Origin of the sequence: Streptomyces sirii, from assembly GCF_045690365.1 — a bacterium.
In the GTDB taxonomy this organism is placed as follows: domain Bacteria; phylum Actinomycetota; class Actinomycetes; order Streptomycetales; family Streptomycetaceae; genus Streptomyces; species Streptomyces sirii.
Map to the genome: position 1 here is coordinate 7,933,560 of NZ_CP147982.1, position 25,765 is coordinate 7,959,324.

Consider the following 25,765-nt stretch of genomic DNA (forward strand, 5'->3'; position numbering starts at 1 on the left):
CGATTGGCGGGTTTGTGTCTTTCCTTTTCCTCTCCCCCCGATGCGTCCGATGGGATCGGACATGCGGGGATGCATGATGTTGATCATGTTGGGTACTCGGCTGCCGGTGCGGCCCGTGGGAGAGGGCAAGGACGCGTGAAACAGCAATCACCGATATCACTGACGGCTTATCAGCGGGACATCTGGGTCGCTGCTCGCCAGGAACCGGAATCACCCCAGTTCAATTGTGTACTCCATGAGCGACTACAAGGTGACGTGGACCACGAAGTTCTTGTCGAGTGTGTTGAGCGCGCATTATCCCGCCACGAGAGTTTCCGGCTGTGCTTCGGCGAAAGCGCCGGCACGCCCCATCAGTGGGCCGCGCCCGAAGGCGTCCGGGTCGAGCGGCTCGATCTGACGCAAGAGCGCGAACCGGCCGCGGCGTGTGACGCGTGGATACGGCGATCGCTGACCCGCGCCCTGCCGCTCATCGACCGGCCGATGGTCGAGGCGACCCTGCTCCTGGAGAGCCCGACCGTCACCCATCTGCACATCAAGGCGCACCACATCGTCGCCGACGGCTGGGCGGTCAACCAGCTGAGCCGGGAGATCCTGGAGGACTTCGCGCGGGTGACCGGCGGCCGGGAGGAAGCCGGCCCCGCCCCGTCCTCCTACCTCGCCTTCGTCGAGGAGGAGGCCGCCTACCGGGCCGGCGCCGAAGCCGACCGCGACCGGGCCTTCCACCGAGAGGCCCTGGCCGGCGTGGAGCCCGCGCTGTTCCCCCGTTCCGGACGTACCGGCGAGCGGTCCCGCCACTCGTTCGTGATCGAAGGCGCGCTCGTCGACGGGATCCGCGCCGCCGGCTTCTCACCGTTCACCTATCTGGCCGCCATGTTCGGCACGTATCTGACGCGGGTGCACCGCAGCGGGGAGGCCGTCCTCGGCATCCCCTTCCTCAACCGGCCCGACGAGCGGCACCGGGCGGTGCCCGGCCACTTCGCCAACACCCTGCCGCTGCGGATCGCCGCACACGGCGGCCGCACCGTGCGGGAGGTGGTCGCCGCCACGCAGCGCGCGACCCGCGACCTGCAGCGCCACGAACGGCTCTCGCTCGGCGACGTACTGCGCCAGCTGCCCGCGTCGGCCGAGGGCCCGCGCCGGCTCTTCGACGTGCAGATCTCCTATATGCGCTGGCCCCGCCCGGACCAGATACCCGGCGTCGCCCGCGAGACGTCCATGATGGCCCCCTCGCACGAGCAGGACGCGCTCAGCGTCATCGTCTCCGCTTTCGACGACACCGCCGACCTCCACATCGACCTGGAGTACGCCTGCGACGTCTTCGACGAGGACCTCCCGATCACCTCGGTCGCCGGCCACCTCAAGACGCTCGTCGCACAGGGACTGACCGACCTGGACCGTCCGCTGTCCGACGTCGGGATGCTGGAACCCGCCGAGTACGACGACCTCACCGCCGTACGCAGCCACGGCCCGCGGGTGCCCTACGCCCACCACGCCACCCTCCACGCGCTGTTCGAGGCGCAGGCCGTCCGCCGCCCCCGGCAGACCGCCGTCATCGGGGCGGCGGGGGAGACCCTGACCTACGCCGAACTCGACGAGCGGGCCAACCAGGTCGCACGGGCCCTGCGGGCCGAGGGAGTCGGCCCGGACGACCGGGTCGCCCTCATGATGGAGCGTGGGCCGCAGCTCCTGGCCGCCCTCCTCGGCGTCCTGAAGTCCGGTGGCGCCTATGTTCCCGTGGACCGCGGCTACCCCGCCGAACGCGTGGCGTTCCTGCTGGCGGACAGCCGCGCCAAGGTCGTGATCGTCGACGGCGACACCCCCGTCACCGAGGCCGCCGAGGGGATGACCGTACGGCGCGTCGACGACCTGCTACAGGGCAGCGGCGCCCCGCTGGAACCGGTCGCCACCTCCCGCGACCTGGCCTACGTCATCTACACCTCCGGTTCGACCGGACGCCCCAAGGGCGTGATGGTGGAGCACCACAGCGTCGTCAACCGGCTCGCGTGGATGCAGCGCCGCTACCCGCTCGGCGAGCACGACGTCCTGCTCCAGAAGACGCCGGTCTCCTTCGACGTCTCCGTGTGGGAGCTGTTCTGGTGGGCGATCGAGGGCGCGAGCGTGGCGCTGCTGCCGCCCGGCGGCCAGCAGGACCCGCGCGAGATCCTGCGCACCATCCGTGAACAGCGGGTCAGCGTCGCGCACTTCGTCCCCTCGATGCTCGGTCCCTTCCTCGACCTGCTCCAGGACTCGCCCGAGGCCCGCGAGGGCGCCGGCTCCCTGCGCCAGGTCTTCTGCAGCGGTGAGGCCCTGCCGCCCGCCCGCGTCGAGCAGTTCCAGCGCGTCTTCGGCACCGACCACCCGGCGCGGCTGGCGAACCTCTACGGCCCGACCGAGGCGACCGTGGACGTCTCGTACTACGACTGCCCGGCCGATCCCGCCCGGCCCGTCACGCGGGTGCCCATCGGCCGGCCGATCGACAACACCCGGCTGTACGTGCTGGACGCCGACGGCCGGCCGCAGCCGGTGGGCGTCGCCGGTGAACTGTGCATCGGCGGCGTCGGCGTGGCCCGGGGCTATCTGGACCGCCCCGAGCTGACCGCCGAGAAGTTCCTGCGCGACCCGTTCGTGCCGGAGGGCCGCACGTACCGCACCGGCGACCTCGCACGGTGGCTGGCGGACGGCACCCTGGAGTACCTCGGCCGGATGGACGGCCAGGTCAAGATCCGCGGCAACCGCGTGGAGCTGGGCGAGGTGGCGGCCGCCCTCGGCTCGGTCCCCGGCATCCGCGACGCCCTCGTCGTGGACCGCACCACCGCCGACCGCGGCACGCATCTGGTCGGCTACTACGTCGCCGACACCGCGCACGACCCGGTCCGGCTGCGCGAGCAACTCGCCCGAATCCTGCCCGGCTTCATGGTCCCGGCGTACTTCCTGCCGATCGACGCCATTCCGCTCACGCCCAACGGCAAGGCCGACCGCCGGGCACTGCCCGCACCCCAGGACGGCCCGCACACCGAGGACACCGCGGCGCGCGAGACGGCCCGTACCCCCGTCGAGGCCGCGCTGGCCCGGGTCTGGGCCGCCGTACTGGGCCGGGAGACCGTCGGGGTGCACGACGACTACTTCGCGCTCGGCGGCGACTCGATCCTGATGCTCAAGGTGCGGGCCGCGGCCGAGGCCGAGGGGCTGCGCTTCTCGCTCACCGACCTCGTCCGCAACCCGACGGTCGCGCAACTGGCCGCCAAGACGGGCGACGCCACCGGGCACGCGGGCGACGCCGCCCCCGAACCCTTCGCCCTCGTCTCGCACGTGGACCGGGCCGGCCTCCAAGGCGCCGAGGACGCCTTCCCGCTGACCCGGCTCCAGCTCGGCCTGCTCTACCACAGCCGCCGCCACGAGACCTCCGCCACCTACAAGGACGTCTTCCAGTACACCCTCGAACTGCCCTGGGACGAGGGCGCGTTCCGCGCGGCGTTCCGGCAACTGGTGGCGCGGCACCCGGCGCTGCGCTCCGCCTTCGCCCTGGCGGGCTTCTCCGAGCCGCTCCAGGTCGTCCACCCCGAGGCGGACGGCGGACTGGACGTCGCGGACCTGCGCTCCCTCGAACCCGGCGCCGCCGACGCCGAGATACACCGGCACATCGAAGAACGCCGCCGGCACCCCTATGCCTTCGACCGGGCGCCGCTGTACCTCTTCCGGGCCCATGTCCGGCCCGCATCCGTCGACCTGGTCCTCAGCTTCCACCACGCGCTCCTCGACGGCGGCAGCGTGGCCACCCTCGTGGGCGAACTCCTCCAGGACTACGCCCACGGCCTGGGCCTGGACACCGGCGCCGTCGACACCCCTCGGCTGCCCTCACCCGCCGCGCACGTACGCGACGAGCAGCAGGCCCTGCGCTCGGAGGAGACCCGGCGCTACTGGCAGCAGAAGCTGGCCGGCAGCGAGCCCCTGCAGATCGAGGCGTTCGGCCCGCACCTGCCGGGCGGCCAGGGCGCCGAGCCCTCCGCGCGCCGGGTCGAGCTGCCCGACGCGCTCACGGCGCGGGTGCGGCACTTCGCGGCCGAGCACACCGTGCCGGTCAAGTCCGTGCTCTTCGCCGCGCACTGCCTGACGCTGGCGATGCTCGCCGGCACCCGCGACCTCACGACCGGGCTGGTCACCCACGGGCGGCCCGAGCTGGCACACGCCGAGCGGATCGCCGGCCTCTTCCTCAACACCGTGCCACTGCGCCTCGACGCCGCCCACGACAGCTGGCTCGACGTGGTGCGCGAGGCCTTCCGGCAGGAGCAGGACGGTCACGACCACCGCCGCTACCCGCTCAGCGCCATCCAGGAGGACCACGGCGGCCCGGTCCTGGACACCGCCTTCAACTACGTCCACTTCCACCAGCTCGCCGAGATCCTGCACCTGCCGGGCCTGCGGCTGCGGGACTTCCGTACCTGGGAGGAGACCAACTTCCGCCTCCTGGTCAACGCGGTCACCGAACCGGACGGCGGGCGGGTGTGGCTGCGCATCGACTGCGACGGCGCCACCTTCTCCGCCGACCAGGCCGAACTCTTCGCGGACGGGTATCTGAAGATCCTCCAGCGGATGGTGGAGGAGCCGCACACCGAACCCGACTTCGCCTTCCTCGCCCGGCCCGCGGCTCTCGCGCAGGCCACCGCCGCGCCCACCGTCGTCACCCGCTTCGCCGACCAGGCCGCACGCACCCCGCAGGCGACCGCGCTGGCCGCCGGCGAGGAGCGGTGGAGCTACCAGCGGCTCGACGAAGCCGCCGGGCACGTGGCCGGCCGGCTGCGCGCACTGGGCGCCCCGCGGGAGGCCCGGATCGGCATCGCCATGGACCGGTCGCCGCAGACGATGGCCGTGATCCTGGGCGTCATGCGGGCCGGCTGCGCGGTGCTGCCGCTCGACGTCGGCTACCCCGCCCGGCGACTGGCCGCGATGCTGGAGCAGGCCCGGCCGTTCCGCGTCATCGCCCATGCCCCCTACGCCCATCTCACGGGCGACCCCGCGCTGGTGCTGCCCGCCGAATCGGTGACCGAGCCGTCCCCGGCGTCCGAAGGAGAGTCGGCGGACGCCACCGCGGGCCCGGACCTCACGCCGGACTCCACCGCGTATGTGCTGTTCACCTCCGGCTCCACGGGCCGGCCCAAGGGCGTCGCGATGCCGCATCGCTCGCTGGCCGCCCTGGTGGACTGGCAGATACAGGCCCCCAGTTCGGCCGCCGGCGGCGCGACGCTCCAGTACGCCCCGCTGAGCTTCGACGTCTCCTTCCAGGAGATCTTCTCCACCCTGTGCTCGGGCGGTGCGCTGCACCTGGTGAGCGACGGCGAGCGGCGCGATATGCCCGCACTGCTGCGCCGGATCGACACCGAGCGCATCGAGCGGGTCTTCCTGCCGTATGTGGCCCTCCAGCAACTCGCCGAGACCGCCGACGCGTTGGGCATCACCCCGCGTGCCCTGCGGGTGCTGATCTCGTCCGGCGAGCAGCTGAGGGTGACCGGGGAGATCCGCCGGCTGTGCGCCGCACTCCCCGACGCCGTGCTGGAGAACCAGTACGGGCCGACCGAGACGCATGTCGCCACCGCCTTCACCATGGCCGGGGACCCGGCCGCGTTCCCCGCGCTGCCGCCCATCGGGTACGCCATCGACGGTGCCGAGGTGCACGTCCTGGACGACCGCCTGCGCCCGGTTCCGGCCGGCGCACGCGGTGAGGTCTACCTCGGTGGCGCCTGCCTGGCCCACGGCTACGAAGGCCGCCCCGACCTGACCAAGGAGCGCTTCGTCCCGCACCCGTTCGGCGGCGAGGGGCAGGTGCTCTACCACACCGGCGACCTCGGCCTGGTGCTGTCCGACGGCGCCGTCGTCTACGCGGGACGCGCCGACGCGCAGGTCAAGGTCCGCGGCTTCCGCGTCGAGCCCGCCGAGGTGGAACTGGCCCTCACCGCCCTCGCCGAGGACTACCCGCAGCTCCGCGACGCCGCGGTCGTGGCACGGCAGCGCGAGAACGGCGACACCTTCCTCGCGGCGTTCCTCGTCGGCGACGGCGCCGAGGAGGACCTGCCCGGCATCCGCGAACGGCTGCAGTCCACACTGCCCGAGCACATGGTGCCCTCGCATCTGCAGTGGACCCCGCGGCTGCCGCTGACGCCCAGTGGCAAACGGGACGACGCCGCACTGCGCAAGGCACCGCTGACCACGGCCGCCGGTCCCGACGACACCGCGCCCCGCGACGACTACGAACGCGCGCTCGCCGAGATGATGGCGGATCTGCTGTACCTGCCGTCGGTCGGCATCCACACCGGCCTGTTCGACCTGGGCGGCACCTCGCTGACCGCGATGCGGCTGGTGGTGCAGATCGAGCAGCGCTACGGGGTGACCATCGCGCTGTCCGAGTTCATCGCGGCGCCGACCGTGGCCGGACTCGCGGCCCGGCTCCGCAACGGTGACGCGGTCGCCGCCTTCCAGCCCCTGGTGCCGATCCGCCCGAACGGCAGCCGCCCGCCGCTGTTCATGGTCCATCCCATGGGCGGCAACGTGCTGTGCTACGTCCGCTTCGCCCGCCATCTCCCGGTCGACCAGCCGCTGTACGCACTGCAGGCGGCGGGCGCGGACCCGGGCACCACTCCGCTGCTCCGCGTCGAGGAGATCGCCGCCAGCTATGTGACCGCACTGCGCACGGTGCAGCCGCACGGCCCGTACACCATCGGCGGCTGGTCCTTCGGCGGCTTCGTGGCCTTCGAGATCGCCCGCCAGCTGCGCGCGGCGGGGGAGGAGATCAACCAACTCGTCCTGCTGGACACCACCGCCCTGAGCCCGGGGCCCCGCACCCGGCACGACGACGACGCGCTGCTGGGCTGGTTCTTCTGGGAACTGCTGTGGCTGGAGCGCGGCGGCGGCTCCCCGGTGGAGGACATCCCGACGGAACTGACCACCGTCGAGGAGAAGTTCGACTTCATCGCCCGGCTCGCCGGCGAGGCCGGTGTGCTGCCGGCCGGCAGCTCGGGGGCCGTCATCCGCCGCCTCTTCCACGTCTACCAGGCGAACTGGCAGGCGGCACTGGACTACCGGCCCCAGGACGAGCACCTGGAGCCCACCCTGATCCGCGCCATGGAGCCGCTGCCGGACGTCCTCGCCGAGATGCACGGCGCCGCCCGGACCCGCCACCAGGACGCCTGCAACGGCTGGAGCACGATGACCGACGGCCCGATCAACGTCGTCAGCGTCCCCGGCGACCACTTGACGATCATGGAGGAACCGTACGTGGAACACGTGGCGAAGACCGTCGCCGAACTGATCCGGACCGACCGGTCCGCAGCCCGTGAGGAGAGCTGACGAGATGTCCCAGAACCGTGTGAAGGCCCTCGTCGCCGGAGCCGGCATAGGCGGACTCGCCTGTGCCCTCGCGCTGCGGCGAGCCGGCCTCGACGTCGAGGTGTTCGAACGGGCCGGCGAGCTGCGCGCCGCCGGATCCGGACTGTCGGTGATGAGCAACGCCATCGCCGCACTCGCCACCCTCGACATCGATCTCGGACTCGCCAAGCGCGGCCGGATCGCCGAATCGTTCACCATCCTGGACCACCGCGGGGAGCTCATCAGGGATCTGCCGTTCAAGGAGGCCTGCGACAACGTGGGCGAGCCCAGCGTCTGCCTGAGCCGCTCGGACCTCCAGGAAGCCCTGCTCGACCAGATGGGCGACCCGATCCACCTCGGTGCCGCCGTCACCGGCTTCGACTCCGACGACACCGGCGTCACGGTCCGGCTGGAGGACGGGCGCGAGGTGCGCGGCGACATCCTCATCGGCGCCGACGGCTTCCACTCGGCCGTCCGCCGGCAACTCGTCGGACCGGGGGAGGACTCCCAGGACAGCGGTTATGTCTGCTGGCTGGGCATCGTCCCCTTCCAGCACCCCGTCATGGTCCCGGGCGCCGTGCACCACTACTGGGGCAGCGCACAGCGCTTCGGCCTCATCGACATCGGCCACGGCCGCTACTACTGGTGGGGCACGAAGGAGATGCCCGCCTCCGAGTCCCACGACTGGAAGGGCACCAAGGACGATGTCGTCCTGGCATACGCGGACTGGGCCGAAGAGGTCCGGGCGGTGATCGACGTCACCCCGAGCGAGGACATCCTCGCCGTGCCCTCCCGCGACCGCGTCTTCCTGGAGCGGTGGGGAGCGGGCCGGGTCACCCTGCTCGGCGACGCGGCCCACCCCATGCTGACCACGCTGGGGCAGGGCTCGTGCATGGCCATCGAGGACGCCGTCGTCCTGGCGCACACCCTTGCCGAGCCGGACGCCGCCGCGGACCTGCCGGGCGCCCTGCGCAGGTACGAGGACCGGCGGCGCGAGCGCACCCGGATGATGGTCGACGCCTCCCGCTCGCTGAGCGACGTCGAACAGGCGGCCACCCCCGCCGAACGGCAGGCCCGTGACGACTACTTCCGGCATGCCTCCCGGGAGGAACTCGTCCGCCGCAACGAGGAGGCCATGACCTTCCCCGGCGTCTAGCCGATCGGACCGCACCGAGCGACGACACCGCCCGGACCCGCCACCGGGTCCGGGCGGTGCCGTTCTCGGCGACCGCCTCGCCCCGGCCCGGCGGCTGTTGACCGCGCCCCCCGCACGACCGGATCCCGGGCAGGAGTGCGGGACGGCGACCCGGGCACATATCGTCTCCCGATGCCGGTTTCCGTCCACGCCGGATGCCCGCCGACGTCTCCGAGGAGTGCGCCATGAACACGCCATCGACCGGCTCCGGAAGCCCGGAGGAGCTGCAGCGGCGGCTGGGCCTCTTCGACGCGGTGGTGATCGGCCTGGGGGCGATGATCGGCGCCGGGATCTTCGCCGCCCTGGCACCGGCGGCGCACGCGGCCGGGTCGGGGCTGCTGCTCGCGCTCGCCGTGGCGGCGGTGGTCGCGTACTGCAACGCCACCTCCTCGGCGCGGCTGGCGGCGCGGTACCCGGCGTCCGGTGGCACCTACGTCTACGGCCGCGAACGGCTGGGGGACTTCTGGGGATACCTGGCCGGGTGGGCGTTCGTGGTCGGCAAGACCGCCTCCTGCGCGGCGATGGCGCTGACCGTCGGCTCCTACGTATGGCCGTCCCAGGCACACGCGGTGGCGGTGGCCGCCGTGGTGGCGCTGACCGCCGTCAACTACGCCGGGGTGCAGAAGTCCGCCTGGCTCACCCGCGCGATCGTCGCCGTCGTGCTGGCCGTGCTCGCCGCGGTGGTGTGCGCCGCCCTCACCTCCGGCGCGGCGGACGCAGGCCGGCTGGACATCGGCGGCGACGTCACGTTCGGCGGCCTGTTGCAGGCGGCTGGTCTGCTGTTCTTCGCGTTCGCCGGGTACGCGCGGATCGCCACCCTCGGTGAGGAGGTGCGCGACCCGGCCCGCACCATTCCCCGCGCCGTGCCCCTCGCCCTGGGCATCACGCTGATCGTCTACGCCGCCGTCGCGGTGGCGGCGCTGATCGTACTGGGGAGCCGGGGGCTGGCGGTGTCCACCGCCCCGCTCGCCGACACGGTCCGCGCCGCGGGCCTGCCGGGCCTGGCGCCGGTCGTCCGCGCCGGTGCCGCGATCGCCGCGCTCGGCTCGCTGCTGGCACTGATCCTGGGCGTCTCGCGCACCACGCTGGCGATGGCCCGGGACCACCACCTGCCCTCCGCCCTGGCCGCCGTCCACCCGCGGTACAAGGTGCCGCACCGCGCCGAACTGGCCGTCGGTGTGGTCGTGGCGGCCCTCGCGGCGACCGTGGACGTGCGCGGGGCGATCGGGTTCTCCTCCTTCGGGGTGCTGGCCTACTACGCCATCGCCAACGCCAGCGCCTGGACCCTCGCCCCGGACGGGGGACTTCGCCGGCGCGCGGTGCCGGTACTCGGTCTTGCAGGCTGCCTGCTGCTGGCCTTCGCCCTGCCGCCGTCCTCGGTGCTGTCCGGTGCCGCGGTCCTGGCCGTCGGCGCACTCGCCTACGGCCTGCGCCGTAAGGCCACGTCCTAGGTGTGCTGTCCCGGGATGTCGGTGACGGGTGACATGCACCTTGGTGGTGCTTGAACGAGGTGAGGCCACAGCCTGCCGCCTCTGGCCGTCATCGACCGGGCCACTGGCGAACCAGTCCGCCGCTACGAACGCACCCGGCCCGGCGAACTGGTCCACATCGACGTCAAGAAGCTCGGCCGCATCCCCGACGGCGGCGGCCACAAAACCCTCGGCCGAGCCGCCTCCAGCCCGAACAAAGACCGCCGCAACGGCGCCGGCTACGCCGACCCGGGCCCAAGGCAGCCACATGAACGACCGGACAAGCCCTAGCCGGGACGGGGCGAATCATCGTCACGGGGCGGGGAGGGTGGAGGTGGCGATCCGGCCCAGGAGAGTGGCAAGTTGCCGGGGCATGGAGAGGAACGGCGAGTGGCTGCTCGGCAGCCGGTGGACGGAATCGGCGCGCGTGGCGAGCTCGCGTTGCCGGGACGGTTCGAGCGCCTGGTCGCGGTCGCAGACGATGTAGCTGGAGGGCACGGTGCGCCATCCTGCCGTGGTCACCTTCTCCGTGAAGGACCGTACGCTCTGCGGGCGCAGCCGCGCCACGGCACGGGCGGCATCGGCCTCGGGCACGTCGTCGAAGAGTATCCGCCGGGCGTCCTCGTACGGCGGGGCGTGGTCCGTGCCGTCGTCCGGCACGGGCTTTCCGAGGAACGTGAAGACGCTCTCGCCCGCGTCCAGTTGGAAAGCGGCGAGGTACACCGCCTCTACCACGTTCGGGGCATCCGCGATGGCCTCCGTGGTGGGGACGCCGCCGTAGGAGTGGGCGATCACCACCACCGGGCCGTCGATGCGCCGGAGGCTGTCCCGGATGGCATCCGCGTCGTCCAGCATGCCCACCGGCCGGGCGCCGTCGGGCCGGCTGGCCGGGGGATTGGCGCTGGGCAGGTCGACGGCGTGGGACCGCCAACCGTCGGCGTCGAGCGCGGCGCGTACGGGGTCCCAGCACCAGGCTCCGTGCCAGCCTCCGTGGACCAGCAGGAAGGTCGGTCGGCCGGTGTCGGCGTTCATGTGCGGTACCTCCGTTGTCCGAGCTGCGGATGGTGCGAGAGACCGTGGCGCGAAGCGGGCCGCCCCGCCCATGGGTCGCGGGCCGAGTGGCCGCACTCAGGACTCCCGACGATACTGCGCGGCCCCTGCACCATCGGCGGCCGGACCGCGCGTCCGGGGTGGCCGTTCGTCAGCATGATCGACCGGACAAGTCCCAGCTCGCGGAAGTGGCCAACACCACTGCCGGAGAGCCGCCGTTCAGGCACGGGGTGTGTGATAACCGTCTCAGCGCGTACCGCGGGTAGCGGTGCGACCGTGACTGGTGATCAATTCTGGTTACACTGTTACCAGTTGAGTACAGGGGAGAGCGGCGATTCTCCTTGTATTCAACTAATGGTTTTGTTAACGCCTTGAGTGGGTCAGGTGGGGCCGACACCGTCGTCACCGCCGCGCCGAAACCCACGCGCCTTGCAGTTCACCGCGATTAAGGATGTTGATGGTTCGCACTGCGTCGTCACCCGGAGGCTCTCATTCCGGCTCCGTTGCGGCGTGGTCGGCACCCGCTGTCGTGGCGGCCGTGGCGACGGCGGTCACCGCGGTGCTGGTGCCGCCCGCGGCCACCTGGGCGGTGATCTGGTGCGGCGTGGTCGCCACGGCGGTCATCGCGGTCCTCTCGGCGGCGGTGGCACGCCGCAGCCGGGCCCTGTCCGAGCTGCGCGCCACGGCACTCGAGCGCGAGTCGCTGCTCGCCCAGCATCTGCGGCAGCAGGAGGCGGCGACGATCCGGCTGGCCGAGCAGCAGCTCCCGGTGGCCGTCAGCAGGCTCCAGGAAGGCGAGTTCGCCGAGGACGTGTTGCTGTCCCTCACCGTCGAGGACAACGGCCTCAGCCCGCAGTTCCGGGCGGCGCACGAGGCGCTGCTGCGCTCGGTCGTAGAGGCGGTGCAGGCCGAGGAGTCCATGCGCGACTCCGCGCAGCGCGGTGTGGTGAACGTCGCCCGACGCGTCCAGGCCATCGTCCACCAGCAGGCGACGGACCTGCGCGCGATGGAGGACCGGCACGGCCAGGAGCCGGCGTTCTTCGCCGACCTGCTCCGACTCGACCACGGCACGGCCCTGATCGGCCGCCTGGCCGACAGCATCGCCGTCCTCAGTGGCGCCCGGCCCGGGCGCCAGTGGAGCAAGCCGGTACCGCTCTACAGCGTGCTGCGCGGTGCGATGTCCCGGATCCTGGACTACCAGCGCGTCGAGCTGCACTCCGTCGCCGAAGTCGCCGTCGTCGGCCCGGCCGTCGAGCCGCTCATCCACGCGCTGGCCGAGCTGCTGGACAACGCCACCCGGTACTCGCCGCCCAAGACCCGTGTCCATCTGACGGCGGTGGAAGTGCACATGGGCATCGCCATCGAGATCGAGGACGGCGGCATCGGCCTCAGCGAGGAGGCCCGCGCCCGGGCCGAGCGGATGCTGAACGAGGCACGGGCCGGCATCGACCTCAAGGACCTCGGCGAATCGCCGCGGCTGGGCCTCGCGGTCGTCGGCCGCCTGGCGCGGGCCTACGACTTCCAGGTGTCGCTGCCGCCCTCGGCCTACGGTGGTGTGCGCGCCGTACTGACCGTCCCGAAGGCGTCCATCACCACCGCGCCCGCACCGGGCAGGGCGCACGGCATCGGCGCCTCTTCCGGTCCGCGGACGGCACCGTCCCACAGCGCGGCCCAGCCCGCCGCGCCGGCGCCCGAGCAGACACCGAGCACACTTCCCGCGCCTCGGTCCATCACGGAGGTCCCCGGCGCAGTCGCTGCGTCCACCCCCCTGGACCGTGCCGAGGAGCAACACACCGGGACCGAGGTGACGGCCAGCGGCCTGCCGCAGCGGCGTCGGCGCTCTCCGAACTCCGCCCGCAAGGCGGCCTCCGCCCGGCCGGGCCCGGCGGCGACGGCGCACGAGGAACCGGCGCCCGGCGTCTGGATGGCCGAGCTGCGCAGTGGCCTCGCCGGCGAACGACCGACGTCGGCACCCGCCCGGACCAGCAACGACACGTCAGACAAGGGTGAGTAACCGATGTATCAGCGCGCGGACATGGACTGGATGCTCAAGGACCTCGCGGAGAGCGTCCCCCAGACCCGCCATATCGTGGTGCTGTCGTCGGACGGCCTGTGCATGGCGCGGTACGACACGTCCCCGGACACCGCCGACCGCCTCGCCGCCATCGGTTCCGGACTGCAGAGCCTCTCCGTGGCGGTGGCCTCCGAATTCCCGCACAGCGACGGCCGGATGAGAATGGTCGTCATCGAGGTCAGCGGCGGCTTCATGTACCTGATGGCCGCCGGTGCCGGGGCGCACCTGGCGGTGCTCGCCGACGAGGGCGTGGACGCCGGGCTCGTCGGACAGTGCATGCGCGACCTGGTGGCCCGGATAGGTGCCCACCTCACCAGCCCGCCGCGCACCGACGGGCGGACGGCGTGAGCGAATCCGATCAGGACTGGGACCACAGCGGTCCTGAGCGGTTGTACGTGATCACGGGGGGCCGGACCGGAAGTGAGGAGCAGGCCGAGCTCGACCTCGTCACGCTGATCGTCGCCCTGGAGGAGTCGCAGCCGGGTATGCAGCCCGAGCACGTGGCGATCCTCCGGGTCTGCCGGTCGCCGCTGTCCGTGGCCGAGATCTCCGCGCATTTAGCGCTGCCCGCCAGCGTGGTCGGCGTGCTCCTCGCCGACCTCCTGACCGACGGGCGGGTGGAGGCCCGTGCGCCGGTCTCCAAACTCCCCGACCTAGCACTGATTGAGGCGGTTATCCATGGTCTCCAGAAGCTCTGACCTCGTCACGGAGCCTCGGCGCGAGGACCAGCTGCCGTCATCGGCCTCCGCGGCGGTCAAGATCGTGGTCGTGGGCGGCTTCGGCGTCGGCAAGACCACTCTCGTCCGTTCGGTGAGTGAGATCAGGCCGCTGACGACCGAAGAGACGATGACGGAGGCCAGCACCGACGTCGACGACGTCTCGGGCGTGGAGCGCAAGACCGCGACCACCGTAGCCATGGACTTCGGCAGGATCAGCCTCAACGAGGAGCTGGTGCTCTACCTGTTCGGCACGCCCGGCCAGCAGCGGTTCTGGTTCCTGTGGAACGGCCTGTTCGAAGGCGCGCTCGGCGCCGTCGTCCTGGTCGACACCCGGCGCCTCGAAGTCAGCTTCGATGTGATCGGCCGCCTTGAAGAGGCCGAAGTGCCCTTCGTGATCGCCGTCAACGCCTTCCCCGACGCGAACTCGTACGACACCGAGGAGCTGCGCGGTGCGCTGGACCTCCCGCAACAGGTGCCGATCGTGGTGTGTGACGCCCGCCAGCGGTCGTCGAGCCGGGACGTCCTGATCACACTGATGCGCTACCTGCGCTCCTCCGCCCAGACTTCGGAGCCCAATTGACCGCCAACTTCCCCGAGCACGCCTCCGCCGCACACCTGGCGCCGCCGCCGGGCTGCCCGGCGCACGGCCGTGCCCCCGAGAGCCTGTACCGGCTGCACGACGCCGACGTCCAGGCCGACCTCGTCGGCGTGCAGGAGGTCCTGCGCGCCGAGTACGGCCCGGTCGCACCGGTACTCGTCCACGGCGACCTCCCGGCCTGGCTGGTCCTCGGACACTGCGAGAACCTGGAGATCCTGCGCACCCCGAGCGTCTTCTCCCGCGACTCCCGCCACTGGCGGGACATGGCCGAGGGAAGGGTGCCGCCCCACCATCCGCTGGCACCGATCACGACCTGGCAGCCGCTGTGCGTCTTCGTCGACGGTGAGGAGCACCGCCGGCTGCGCGGCGCCGTCACCGACAGCCTCGGGCGCTTCGAGTCCCGCGGCATCCGGCGCCATGTCACCCGCTTCACCGACCAACTGGTCGACCGGTTCGCCGCAACGGGACAGGCCGACCTGGTGGGCCAGTTCGCCGCCGAACTCCCGCTGCTCGTCATGACGCAGCTGTTCGGCATGCCGGACGAGCACGGACCGAGTCTGGCGGCCGCCGTCCAGGACGTGCTCAACGGTACGCAGACCGCCGTGGCCAGCAACGAATTCATCACCCGGACCCTTCAGCAGCTGGTCGAGCGCAAGCGTGCCAACCCCGGCCATGACTTCCCGTCCAAGCTGATCGAGCACTCCGCCGGCCTCGGCGACGACGAGATCCGCGAACATCTGCGGCTCATCCTCACCGCGGCGAACGAGACCACCGTCAACCTCATCGCGAACGCGCTGCGCATGGTGCTCACCGACCCGCGCTTCCGCGCGCATCTCACCGGCGGACATATGACGCTGCCCGATGCGCTGGAGCAGGTCATGTGGGACGAGCCGCCGATGATGACGCTGCTGGGACGCTGGGCGACCAGCGACACCCGGCTGGGCGAACAGGCCATCAAGGCGGGCGACATGCTGCTGCTCGGCCTGCGGGCGGCGAACGCGGACCCGGCGATCCGTCCCGACCTGACGGCACCCGTGCACGGCAACCGGTCCCATCTCGCCTTCAGCAGCGGTCCGCACGAATGCCCTGGCCAGCACATCGGCCGGGCGATCGCCGACACCGCCGTCGACACGCTGCTCACCCGCCTGCCCGACCTCCGGCTGGCCGTCCCCGAGACCGAACTGGAGTGGTCCACCTCGCTGATGTACCGCCACCTCGTCGCGCTGCCGGTGCAGTTCACACCGAGCCGCCGGTAGCCGCGACCGGTCGCCTTCCCCGAGCCCCGTGAGCGGGACCTCGTCAGCCATTCACCCCGGATGGCGAACGAGGCCCGCCCCCGGGGCATTTGGCGTGTCTTGGCCAAAGAATGGCTGGTCAAGAGTGAGCTTTATTACGCCACGGCTTGACGGCAATCTTGTCTTAAAGTGATGCCGAAGTGGGAAGTGATGCCGCGGAGCACAGATGGGGCATAAGAGCAAGACGGCTCGCCGAGGCTCCCGTAGAGGAAGGCGTCACGTGCCCTGGCAGGACGAAGAGCACCTGAACCAAGTCTGCGGGCATTCCCCGGTGTTGCCCTTGAGCTCGTTTCACGCGTTACGGGCGGTGGATGCGGAGCTGCGCGCCGCCGGCCCTGTGCGCCGGTCCCCAAGGTGTCGCGCGAGAGCGAGCTGACCCCCGCCCACGGCCCGGCAACAAGGGCCGCGCCGTTCGTCCCCGGCCGGACCACCGCCCCACGGCCGGCGGAGGACGACAGCCCTCGCAGCCCTCCGGCGCACCGCACACCCCGCCCCCGGCGCTCCGCTGCCGCCCGCATCACCCCCATTCCCCCGTGTGGAGCTTTGATGAACACCAGCACGCCCGTCGCCACCACCCGGCACCGCGCCCAAGCCCCCGCGCAGGGCGCCTCCCTGCCCGTCCTCCTGGCCCGTCGGACGGCTCTGAACCCCAAGAGCCCCGCCGTACGGGACGGTGACCGGAGCTATGCGTACCGGGAGTTGGACGACTGGTCGCAGTCCATATCGAGAGCGCTGTACGACCTCGGCATACGCAGAGGCGACGCCGTCGCCGTCCTGGGCGTCCGCTCATGGGAGGCGACGGTCACCATGGCCGGCATCCTGAAGGCGGGCGCGGTATGCGTCCCCGTGGACGCCCAGTACCCCTCGGCCCGTTCGGCACAGATGCTCACGGACGCCCGCGCACGGCTGGCCGTCGTGCTTCCCGGGCACGCCGCCGCGGTGCCTTCGGACGGCGGCCCGGTCGAGTGGGTCGACTTCGACACCCTGATGGAGACCCGCCCCGGCCCGTTGGGCGACAGTCCGACCGCCGTCGAGCGCGCTCCCGACGACAGCGCGTACATCCTGTTCACCTCCGGTACCACCGGACGCCCCAAGCCGGTGGTCTTCCCGCACCGCGCCGTGGCCCGGCTCGCCGCCGGGGCGAACCCCTGGTGCGCCGGCCCGGGCAAGCGCGTACTGCAGACCTTCGGCCTCTCCTTCGACGGCGCCCTCTTCGAGACCTGGGCCACCCTGGTCAACGGGGGCTGCCTCGTCGTGGCCGAAACGGACGTCCTGCTCGACACGGACCGGCTGCAGTCGCTGATCCGTACCGAGGACATCACCCATGCGTTCCTGACCACCAGCCTGTTCCACCACACGGTGCGCAACCGCCCCGGGATCTTCGGCTCCCTGGACATGGTGCTGATCGGCGGTGAGGCGATGAACCCCGATCTGACGGCGGCGGTCTGCGCGGCCGGGCGTCCCCGCCACCTCATCAACGGCTACGGGCCCACCGAGGGCGGCATCATGGCCACGGCGTACGACGTCGAGCACGTCGCGCCCGGTACGTCCGCCATCCCGATCGGGCGCCCGGTGGCCGGCAGCAGCTGCCATCTGCTGCGCGCCGACGGAACGTGGGCCGGCCCCGGCGAGCAGGGCGAGATCTGCATCGGCGGCCAGGGCCTGGCCCTGGAGTACCTCGACCGGCCGGACGAGACCGCCCGCGCCTTCATCACCCGGGAAGCCCCCTCGGGTGAGACGCTCCGCCTCTACCGCAGCGGCGATCTGGGACGCCGGCGCCCGGACGGCACGCTCGAATTCCTGGGCCGGGCCGACCGGCAGGTCAAGATCCGCGGCTTCCGCGTCGAACTGGAGGCGGTGGAGGCCCTGCTGCGCGGGCACCCCGACGTCGCCGAGGCCGCGGTGCTGGTCAGCGACCACGACGGGATAGGCAAGGGGATCACCGCCTTCGTCACCCCGGCGCGCCCGGACTGCCCTCCGGACCCGGCGGCACTGCGCACCCACCTGTCGGCGCAGCTGCCCCCGCACGCGCTCCCCACCCCCATCACTCCGCTGGAACGCCTCCCCCTCACGGCCAACGGGAAGATCGACTACACCGCCCTGCACACCGTGGCGGCGTCGTGCAGCACCCCAGGCGGAGCCGGGAAGGACGCCGCCCACCCCAGCGGTGACGCCGTCGCGGACATCTGGGCCGAGGTGCTCGGCACACCGGTGACCGACACCACCGACTTCTTCGCCGCCGGCGGCAACTCGCTGCTGGCCGCCCACACGGTCACCCGTACCCTCGCCCGGCTCGGCCTCCCCGCGGAGCGCTTCACGCCGCTGCTGCAGGGCCTGCTCGCCGCCCCCGAGCTCGCCGCGTTCCGCTCGACGACCTGCGGCTCGTTCGCCGCCCAAGGCGACTGCGCGGAGCCGGACTACGAGGCCGAAGCCGTTCCGGCCCCGCTTCCGCCCGCCACCGCCGGCCCCGCGCCCAGGCCGACCCGGGCCCGCCACATCCTGCTCACCGGGGCCACCGGCTTCGTCGGCGCGTTCCTGCTCGAACGGCTGGTGAGGGACACCGAGGCCACCGTCCACTGCCCGGTGCGCGCCGCGGACGAACCGCAGGCGATGCGCCGCATACACGAGGCGATGGCGCGCTACGGCGTCCGGCTCACCGACCCTGGACGCATCCGCCCGATACCCGCCGACCTGGCCCGCCCCGCACTCGGCATGGCCGCCGCCGACTTCGACCGGCTCGCGGACACCGTCGACCTGGTGGTGCACAACGCGGCGCACGTCAACTTCCTCTACCCCTACCGCCGGTTGCGCGGGGCCAATGTGGAGGCTGTCCGCACCCTCGTCCAACTGGCCGGTCCGCGACGCGTCCCCCTCCACTACGTCTCCACCACGGCCGTGCTCGCCGGAAGCGGCGTCGGCGGCGTACGGCACGTCGACGAGGCCACCCCGCTCAGCCACCCCGAACTGCTCAGCATGGGCTACCCCGAGACCAAGTGGGTCGCCGAGCGCATGCTCGGCCACGCCGCCGGTGCCGGTCTGCCGGTCACCATCCACCGCCCCTACGAGATCACCGGACACAGCCGCACCGGCGCCTGGAACACCACCAGCGCCATCTGCGCCGTCTTCGACGCCATCGTGGAGATGGGGCTGGCACCCGCGGTCCCGCTCCCGCTCGACCTGGTGCCGGTGGACGCGGTCACCGACGCCGTCGTAGGCATCGCCACCCGGCTCCCGCACCTCGGCGGCGTCGTCCATCTGACCAACCCCCGACCGGCGTTCCTCAGCGACATGGTCGACCGGATGCGCTCCGCCGGGCACCGCATCGACGACGTGAGCTACAAGGAGTGGACCGACGCGCTCGTCGCCCACGTACAGGCCCGTCCCACCTCGCCGGTGGCCCCGTTCACCCCGCTCTTCCTCACCCGGGCCAAGCAGGCCGGCTTCAGCGTCAAGGAGATGTACCTCGACACCGTCTTCCCCGAAGTGCGGCGCACCCGCACCGACGAGGTGTGGCCCGCGTGGACCGCGTCCTGCCCTCCGGTGGACGATGCGCTGCTGGACCACTACCTCACCGCCCTCAAGCGCGACGGCCTCCTCGGGGGCCGCAGCTGAGGTTCCCGCCCCCGGGACCGGACCTCCTCCGTGGTGGCGCCCGGTCCCGGGCAACTGACGGGTGGGGCACGGGAGTGGCGTGGGGCGATGAGGCAGCACGAGCACTGCATCTGACGTCCGCTCATGTCGTGACGACGTCCCGCAGCGGCTTGCCCGCCAGATGGCCCGCCACGTTCTCCACGGCGGCCAGCGCAATGCGGACCAGCGTCTCGCGGGTGACCCCCGCGACATGCGGGGAGAGCACCACGTTCGGGGCCTTGAGCAGGCGCAGCGCCGCCGTGGGCGGCTCGGGGTCGAAGACGTCGATCCCGGCCCCGGCCAGCGCGCCGGCCGCGAGCGCGTCGGCGAGGGCGTCCTGGTCGATCAGCGCGCCGCGCGCGGTGTTGACGACGAACGCGGTGGGCTTGAGCAGGGCGAGGCGTTCGGCGTCCAGGAGGTGGCGGGTCGCCTCGGTGAGCGGGGCGTGCAGCGTGACGTAGTCCGACGTGCGCAGCAGTTCGTCCAGGCTCAGGTGGCGGGCGCCGCCGAGCCGGGCCTCGGTCTCCGGGGCGGCCGGCCGCGGGCCGGTGTAGACGACGGTCATGTCGAACGCGACGGCCCGGCGCGCCACTTCCTCGCCGATGTGGCCGAGGCCGACGATGCCCAGGGTCTTGCCGGACAGCTCGGTCAGCGACCGCTGCAGCCGCGGCAGTGCCCAGTCGGCCTCGACCAGGGCCGTGTGGGCCGGCACGAGTTGCTTGGCGAGGGCGAGCATCAGGGCGAAGGTCTGCTCGGCGACGTTCTGCTTCTCCGCGCCGCTGGAGCCGATGGTGCAGACCGGGACGCCCCGGTCGCGGGCGGCGGCGAGATCGACGTAGTCGAAGCCGTGGCTGGCGCACTGGACGAGCTCCAGGTCCGGTGCGGCGGCGAGGTGTTCGGCGGTGACCGGTCCCAGCCCGGTGATGACGATGTGGGCCGCGCGCAGCGCCGCGGGGTCCTCGTCCGTCGTCTCGACGACGGTGACGTGGGCCCGGCCGGGGAAGACCTCGGCGAGCGCGGCGCCGGCGGCGCGTCCGCCCACATGCGGCGAGATGACGGCGAGGATGTTCTTCATGGTCGTGGGGGTCGCGGGCTCGGCGGTCATCGGGCTTCCTCGGTGAGGTCGTCGGCGGACGGCGTGGTGGGGCGGGAGTGGCCGGACAGGGCCAGGGTGAGGTCGAACTCGGCGAGCAGACAGCGGATGACGTGCTCGACGCCCGCCTGGCCGTCCAGCCCGAGTCCGTACGCGTACGGGCGTCCCACCAGCACCGCACGCGCGCCGAGCGCGAGCGCCTTGAAGATGTCGTCGCCGGTGCGGATGCCGCTGTCGAAGAGGACGGTGAGCCGGTCGCCGGCCGCCTCGACGACCCGGGGCAGCGCGTCCGCGGCGGCGACCGAGCCCGCCACCTGGCGTCCGCCGTGGTTGGAGACGACCACACCGTCCACGCCGGCCTCGGCGGCCCGCCGTGCGTCATCCGGGTGCAGCACGCCCTTGAGCACGATCGGACCGTCCCAGTTCTCCCGCAGGAACGCCAGGTCCGGCCAGGTCTTGGCGGGGTCGGCGAACATCCCCACGAAGTGCCGCACGGCCGCCTGCGGATCCTCCTGCACCGGCTTGGCCAGGCCCGCCCGGAACGCGGGGTCGCTGAAGTAGTTGGCGGTGCCCACGCAGTGCAGGAACGGCAGATACGCCCGGTCCAGGTCGCGCGGACGCCAGCCGAGGAGCGGAGTGTCGAGCGTGACGAACAGCGCGGTGAAGCCGGCCGCCTTGGCCCTGGCCAGGAAGCTCGCGGTGACCTCGCGGTCCTTCGCCCAGTACAGCTGGAACCACCGCTCCCCGTCGCCCATCGCCCCGGCGACCTCCTCCATGGGGGTGCTGGAGGCGGAGGAGAGGATGTAGGGCACGCCCTGCGCCGCGGCGGCCCGGGCGGCCGCGGGCTCGGCCTCCGGGTGCATGATCGACAGCACGCCCACCGGCGCGAGGGCGAGCGGCGCCGGCAGCGACCGGCCCAGCACCTCCACGGACAGGTCGCGTTGCTCCACATCGCGCAGCATGCGCGGCACGATCCGCCGGCGGTCCAGCGCGGCACGGTTGGCGGCCGCGGTGCTGCCGCTGCCCGCGCTGCCCGCCACATAGCCGACCGGGCCCTGGCCCAGGCGCTGCTCGGTGAGCTCCTCCAGCCGGGTCAGATCCGTCGGCAGCCGGGGAACGGAGCCCGTCATGCCCTGGAGATAGATCTCGTACTGGAAGTCCGCCCAGTGCTTCGCCATCCGTACGTTCCGCCTCTCTTCTCTGAGAACGCGTGTTCCACCGAGATCCTGGCGAGGGAGAGGAGATCCGTCCACCGCGCGGAGGGCCGACGCGCGGAGAAATCCGCCGCCCGGTGGCGGGCGCGCGGCCCCTACGCCCGGTCGCGGGAGAGGACCGGGAGCCGCAGCCGCTGCGCGACGTCGTCGTCGAAGTCCGCGCAGAACGCGCCGAGGAGGTCTTCGAGGTGCTCCAGGGAGCGGGCGGCGTACAGGACGGGCTGGTAGCCGGAGATGCGGTACGGGGTGCCGGCCGCGGCGCTCATGTCCAGCTCGCGGACCTCCCGGCTGTCGTGGGCGGCGATCTCGCCGTACGAGGACAACAGGGCCGCGCCGAAGGCCTTGGGCGTACCGGATTCCGTGATCAGCCCGTATTCGAGGGTGAACCAGTACACCCGGCTGAGGATGTCGAGCGCCTCCTCGGTGCGGACGTGGTTGGCCGCCTCGCCGACGAGGCGGTAGAGACGGGCGACGCGCGGGTCCGACAGATGGATGCCGTGGCCGAACACGTCGTGCAGCACGTCGGGTTCGGGGGTGTAGAGCGGGACGGCCGGGTGCCGGACGAACTGCACGGCGTGGAAGTAGCCGTGCTCCATCGCTCCCAGGAACCTCTCGTTGGGCACCACCCCGCCGGCCAGCGTGAAGGCGAAGCCCGTGCGGGGCGTGAGACGGGCGCTGACCTCCGCGTGCTGCGGAATCCGCTCGGCGGGGATGGCCGCGTCCTCGCCGGCGTCGAGGACCGCGCGGCACGCATGGGCGCGGTGCGCGGGGCCGAGCGCCTCGTGCACCACTTGCCAGGTGCGGTGCTCCGCCTCGGTGTAGTCGACGGACGCGTACGGTGCCCCGACGCGGTGTCCGGCGGCCGGCGCGGCAAGGGCGGCGCGGCGCCGGAGATAGGCGGGGTCGCGCCGACCGGGGTGCTGGGACGGGCCGCCCAGCCGGCCGTCGGCGGAAACGGGTGTGTGACGTCGCGCCGTACTCATGACGATGACATTTCGGCGACCTGCACATAGCGCTCGGCGATCGGGGGACCGCCCTTCCGGCGCGGGCCCGGCCGGCCGGCGCCACGCCTCGATCAAGTTTCCCATGAGCGGTCGAAGGGTGCATCCGCGGAGAGGTCGGGCAAGACGGTGAGAAGGTGCGATACGGAGGGAACGTGCGATACGGCGAGAACGTCCGATACAGCGATAAAGGAACGTTCCGGAAGGCTCCGTGAGTGAACGTCGTTCAGAGGCCCAACTCATGCCTCACTTTTGTATCGTTATTGCCTCGATTCTTGACGATGGGGCGGAGGGTGACGTTCACTTCAGCCGTTCTGGGCCGGGTCAGGCGGCCCCATGGGAGGTACCGAAAAAATGAATGCAATAATGCGGCGTGCCCTCACCGGCGCAGTGGCGCTTTCGTTGGCAGCGCCGTTGGCGGCCTGCGGGAAGGAACAGCAGGACGCCGGGGCCGGCAAGGATGCCATTGGTCTGCTCCTCCCGGAGAACAAAGCAGACCGCTACGAGAAGTTCGACCGCCGCATCATTACGTCTCGCATAGCCTCGCTCTGCCTTGAATGCAAGGTGGATTACGGGAATGCCGAGCAGCAGGTCGACACGCAGAAGAGACAGTTCGACGCCCTGGTGAAGAAGGGCGTCAAGGTCATCATTCTGGACCCGGTCGACTCCCAGGCGGTCAAGAGCTGGGTGAGCTCCGCGGCCAAGAAGGGCGTCCAGGTCATCGCGTACGACCGGCTCGCCGAGGGCGATGTCGCAGCGTACGTGTCCTACGACAACGAGAAGATCGGCCAGCTCCAGGGCAAGGCGATGCTGACCGCCCTCGGCTCGGGTGCGGCCTCCGCCGATGTCGTCATGATGAACGGCTCGCCGACCGACCCGAACGCGCCGGCCTACAAGAAGGGCGCCCATTCGGTCCTCGACGGCAAGATCCACAAGATCATCTTCGAGAAGGACATCCCCGACTGGTCCGCCGCGACGGCCAAGCAGAAGATGACCGATGTCATCAACGCGCATGGCGCGCAAGGATTTGACGCCGTTTACTCGGCCAATGACGGTATGGCGGGCGGTATCGCCGCGGCCCTCAAGTCGGCCAACATCAAGGATGTGCCGGTCGGCGGCCAGGACGCCGAACTCCCCGCGCTCCAGCGGCTGGTCGCCGGCACCCAGTACTTCACCATTTACAAGGATGTCCGGCCGGAGGCCGAAACCGCCGCAGAAATCGCCTTCCGACTGCTGCGCGGCAAGAGCATCAACTCCCTGACGACCACCACCGCCGGAAACAGCACCAAGTCCGGTATCCCGGCCCGGCTGTTCGACGCGCGGGTCGTCACCAGGAAGAACCTCAAGGACACCGTCGTCCGCGACGGCGTCGTCCGGACCGACCTGCTCTGCGCCGATCTCGCCGACGCGTGCAAGTCGCTGGGCATGGAGTGACCACTCCGTTAGCCGGCCTTCCGGAGGAAGCCCTCCGGTCCGGCACGGTCTCCACCCGGTGCCGAAGCACGGCAGACACCCGGCGGCCACCTCCGCACAGGACAGCGGAGGTGGCCGTCCGGCGTAGGGCCCCGCCCCGTGGCCGTCCGGCGTTCGGCTCCCGTCCCGGGCGCGGACGGGCCGGTGACCGCCAGCGGAGCGATCAGGCGGACCGGACCGGCTGCTCCAGCCAGTCGTACGCGGCCCGCGCCGTGAACTCCCCCTGACCGCCCTTGAACAGCAGCCCGGCCCGCGCGAAGGCCGGGTCGTCGGCGGTGGCGGGCACATACGGGACGGCGATGCACCGCATGCCCGCCCGGTGAGCCGCCAGCGCACCGGGCGCCGCGTCCTCCAGCACCACACACTCCGCCGGATCGACCCCGAGCCGGCGCGCGGCCTCCAGGAACACATCCGGCTCGGGCTTGCCGTGCGCCACCTCCTCGGCCGACACCAGCGTGGTCAGCAGCGCATCGAGCCCCGTACCGGCCAGCACCGCCTCGATCGCGGCCCGCGACGAACCCGACGCCACCGCCATCGGGTGCCCGGCCGCGGCCAGTCGCTCCACGAACGCGCGCATTTCCGGGAAGACCTCGGTGTGTGCCCGCGCCAGCTCCAGATACGTGCGGTTCGTACCGGCCAGCAGCTCTTCGACCGGTGCGTCGATACCGAACTCCCGGCTGAGGGTCTCCAGCGTCTCGCGGGTGCCGATGCCGATGAAGCGGGCGTGCTGCTCCCAGCTGAAGTCCGCCAGGCCGTAGCCGGCCAGCAGCCGGCGCCCCGCCTCGTAGTAGTTCGGTTCGCTGTCCACCAGCGTGCCATCGAGGTCGAAGATCACCGGAGTGCGCCGGGCGGCGGAGTCGGGTGCGACCCGGGAGGCGGGGGAGGCGCTCATGCCCTCCAGCATGCCAAGACGCGCCGCGGCCCGAGCCCGGAAGGTCGCGGCTCAGCGCGGCTTCGCGGCTCCCCCCACCGCTTCGACCAGCGGCAACATCCGATGCGGCACCCGCTCGCGCAGCGCCATCTCCGTACGGGTGCGGACCACGCCCGGCAGGCTGATCAGCCGCTGGATCACATCCTCCAGGTGTGCCGCGTCCCGGGCCACCACCCGGGTGAGCAGATCCCCGCCACCGGTCGTCGAGAACGCCTCGATGATCTGCGGCACCTCGGCCAGGGCGGCGGCGACCTCCTCCAGATGCCCCTGGGTGACCTCGATGTGGACAAAGGCCAGAACCGGGTGGCCGAGCGCGGCGGGGGAGAGCCGGGGGCCGTACGCGGTGATCACACCGTCCCGTTCGAGCCGGTCCAGCCGGGCCTGGACGGTGCCCCGGGCGACCCCGAGCAGCCGGGCGTACTCCCGCACGCTGGTACGCGGCTGCTCCAGCAGCAGCCGGAGGATCTTGGCATCCAGGGCGTCCACGGGCATGGCCCAACGGCCCCCTCTCGGTCGGTGAAGTCTCCTGCTGAATGTACCAATGGCCCAGTGAACACAGCGTCGGTTGAGCCAGCTGCCCTGTCGGTGCTTATCTCTTCCACAGATGGCGTTGCAGGGCTGCGCCCGACCGGCAAGGAAGCCGGTACGGACCCCCGCAGCGCCTTTG

Annotated in this window: 16 protein-coding genes and 1 pseudogene; 11 read left to right on the forward strand and 6 right to left on the reverse strand. The window is 71.8% G+C overall.

Features of this window, described 5'->3' with window-relative positions:
- Positions 1-135 precede the first annotated feature (135 nt).
- From WAB15_RS35165 to WAB15_RS35180, 4 genes and pseudogenes are all read left to right on the forward strand, one after another.
- A complete protein-coding gene (locus tag WAB15_RS35165; protein WP_407288753.1) occupies positions 136-7,338 on the forward strand; it encodes an amino acid adenylation domain-containing protein in 7,203 nt (2,400 codons plus the stop codon).
- A 4-nt stretch (positions 7,339-7,342) separates the two neighbouring features.
- A complete protein-coding gene (locus WAB15_RS35170; protein WP_407288754.1) occupies positions 7,343-8,512 on the forward strand; it encodes an FAD-dependent monooxygenase in 1,170 nt (389 codons plus the stop codon).
- Between the two features lie 224 nt (positions 8,513-8,736).
- Positions 8,737-10,002, forward strand: a complete 1,266-nt coding sequence (locus WAB15_RS35175) for an APC family permease (RefSeq protein ID WP_407288755.1) — start codon at positions 8,737-8,739, stop codon at positions 10,000-10,002.
- A gap of 66 nt (positions 10,003-10,068) precedes the next feature.
- Positions 10,069-10,266, forward strand: a pseudogene (locus tag WAB15_RS35180) (IS481 family transposase); the annotation flags it as partial.
- A 66-nt stretch (positions 10,267-10,332) separates the two neighbouring features.
- Here WAB15_RS35180 and WAB15_RS35185 read toward each other — a convergent pair.
- Positions 10,333-11,052: an alpha/beta fold hydrolase gene (locus tag WAB15_RS35185; protein WP_407288756.1), complete on the reverse strand. Its 720-nt coding sequence runs from the start codon at positions 11,050-11,052 to the stop codon at positions 10,333-10,335.
- A 475-nt stretch (positions 11,053-11,527) separates the two neighbouring features.
- Here WAB15_RS35185 and WAB15_RS35190 point away from each other — a divergent pair, with 475 nt between their 5' ends.
- The 6 genes from WAB15_RS35190 (at position 11,528) to WAB15_RS35215 (ending at position 19,368) form a co-directional block, all read left to right on the forward strand.
- Positions 11,528-13,084: a sensor histidine kinase gene (locus WAB15_RS35190; RefSeq protein ID WP_407288757.1), complete on the forward strand. Its 1,557-nt coding sequence runs from the start codon at positions 11,528-11,530 to the stop codon at positions 13,082-13,084.
- Positions 13,085-13,087: 3 nt separating this feature from the next.
- Entirely contained in the window at positions 13,088-13,492 is a 405-nt protein-coding gene (locus tag WAB15_RS35195) for a roadblock/LC7 domain-containing protein (protein WP_384427578.1), read from the forward strand.
- A complete protein-coding gene (locus WAB15_RS35200; protein ID WP_399145396.1) occupies positions 13,489-13,842 on the forward strand; it encodes a DUF742 domain-containing protein in 354 nt (117 codons plus the stop codon). The genes WAB15_RS35195 and WAB15_RS35200 overlap by 4 nt, the downstream gene beginning before the upstream one ends.
- Positions 13,823-14,443: a GTP-binding protein gene (locus WAB15_RS35205; RefSeq protein WP_399145398.1), complete on the forward strand. Its 621-nt coding sequence runs from the start codon at positions 13,823-13,825 to the stop codon at positions 14,441-14,443. The genes WAB15_RS35200 and WAB15_RS35205 overlap by 20 nt, the downstream gene beginning before the upstream one ends.
- The gene (locus WAB15_RS35210) at positions 14,440-15,717 is read left to right on the forward strand and encodes a cytochrome P450 (protein ID WP_407288758.1); all 1,278 of its coding nucleotides are present in this window, start codon (positions 14,440-14,442) and stop codon (positions 15,715-15,717) included. Before WAB15_RS35205 ends, WAB15_RS35210 begins: the two co-directional genes overlap by 4 nt.
- A 585-nt stretch (positions 15,718-16,302) precedes the next feature.
- Positions 16,303-19,368 carry a non-ribosomal peptide synthetase gene (locus WAB15_RS35215; RefSeq protein WP_407288759.1) on the forward strand — a complete coding sequence of 1,022 codons (3,066 nt, stop codon included), beginning with the start codon at positions 16,303-16,305 and terminating at the stop codon, positions 19,366-19,368.
- Between the two features lie 121 nt (positions 19,369-19,489).
- Here the strand turns inward: WAB15_RS35215 and WAB15_RS35220 are convergent, their stop codons facing one another.
- From WAB15_RS35220 to WAB15_RS35230, 3 genes are all read right to left on the reverse strand, one after another.
- Entirely contained in the window at positions 19,490-20,491 is a 1,002-nt protein-coding gene (locus WAB15_RS35220; protein ID WP_407288760.1) for a 2-hydroxyacid dehydrogenase, read from the reverse strand.
- Positions 20,488-21,657 carry a lactate 2-monooxygenase gene (locus WAB15_RS35225; RefSeq protein WP_407288761.1) on the reverse strand — a complete coding sequence of 390 codons (1,170 nt, stop codon included), beginning with the start codon at positions 21,655-21,657 and terminating at the stop codon, positions 20,488-20,490. The genes WAB15_RS35220 and WAB15_RS35225 overlap by 4 nt, the downstream gene beginning before the upstream one ends.
- Before the next feature lie 131 nt (positions 21,658-21,788).
- Positions 21,789-22,676 (reverse strand): phenylalanine 4-monooxygenase, encoded by an 888-nt coding sequence (locus WAB15_RS35230; protein ID WP_407288762.1) that lies wholly within the window; start codon positions 22,674-22,676, stop codon positions 21,789-21,791.
- Between the two features lie 372 nt (positions 22,677-23,048).
- Here WAB15_RS35230 and WAB15_RS35235 point away from each other — a divergent pair, with 372 nt between their 5' ends.
- Positions 23,049-24,128, forward strand: coding sequence for a sugar ABC transporter substrate-binding protein (locus tag WAB15_RS35235; RefSeq protein WP_399145585.1), 1,080 nt, complete (start codon positions 23,049-23,051; stop codon positions 24,126-24,128).
- 202 nt (positions 24,129-24,330) lie between these two features.
- Here WAB15_RS35235 and WAB15_RS35240 read toward each other — a convergent pair whose 3' ends face one another.
- Complete coding sequence (locus WAB15_RS35240; protein ID WP_399145405.1) at positions 24,331-25,059, reverse strand: HAD family hydrolase; 729 nt, start codon at positions 25,057-25,059, stop codon at positions 24,331-24,333.
- Positions 25,060-25,110: 51 nt separating this feature from the next.
- Positions 25,111-25,590, reverse strand: coding sequence for an Lrp/AsnC family transcriptional regulator (locus WAB15_RS35245; RefSeq protein WP_407288763.1), 480 nt, complete (start codon positions 25,588-25,590; stop codon positions 25,111-25,113).
- Positions 25,591-25,765: the final 175 nt, after the last annotated feature.

Coding starts and splice junctions, on each gene's coding strand:
- WAB15_RS35170 (WP_407288754.1), top strand. CDS start 7,343: ATGTCCCAGAACCGTGTGAAGGCCCTCGTCGCCGGAGCCGGCATAGGC.
- WAB15_RS35175 (WP_407288755.1), top strand. CDS start 8,737: ATGAACACGCCATCGACCGGCTCCGGAAGCCCGGAGGAGCTGCAGCGG.
- WAB15_RS35185 (WP_407288756.1), bottom strand. CDS start 11,052: ATGAACGCCGACACCGGCCGACCGACCTTCCTGCTGGTCCACGGAGGC.
- WAB15_RS35190 (WP_407288757.1), top strand. CDS start 11,528: ATGGTTCGCACTGCGTCGTCACCCGGAGGCTCTCATTCCGGCTCCGTT.
- WAB15_RS35195 (WP_384427578.1), top strand. CDS start 13,088: ATGTATCAGCGCGCGGACATGGACTGGATGCTCAAGGACCTCGCGGAG.
- WAB15_RS35205 (WP_399145398.1), top strand. CDS start 13,823: ATGGTCTCCAGAAGCTCTGACCTCGTCACGGAGCCTCGGCGCGAGGAC.
- WAB15_RS35215 (WP_407288759.1), top strand. CDS start 16,303: ATGAACACCAGCACGCCCGTCGCCACCACCCGGCACCGCGCCCAAGCC.
- WAB15_RS35220 (WP_407288760.1), bottom strand. CDS start 20,491: ATGACCGCCGAGCCCGCGACCCCCACGACCATGAAGAACATCCTCGCC.
- WAB15_RS35225 (WP_407288761.1), bottom strand. CDS start 21,657: ATGGCGAAGCACTGGGCGGACTTCCAGTACGAGATCTATCTCCAGGGC.
- WAB15_RS35230 (WP_407288762.1), bottom strand. CDS start 22,676: ATGAGTACGGCGCGACGTCACACACCCGTTTCCGCCGACGGCCGGCTG.
- WAB15_RS35235 (WP_399145585.1), top strand. CDS start 23,049: ATGAATGCAATAATGCGGCGTGCCCTCACCGGCGCAGTGGCGCTTTCG.
- WAB15_RS35240 (WP_399145405.1), bottom strand. CDS start 25,059: ATGAGCGCCTCCCCCGCCTCCCGGGTCGCACCCGACTCCGCCGCCCGG.
- WAB15_RS35245 (WP_407288763.1), bottom strand. CDS start 25,590: ATGCCCGTGGACGCCCTGGATGCCAAGATCCTCCGGCTGCTGCTGGAG.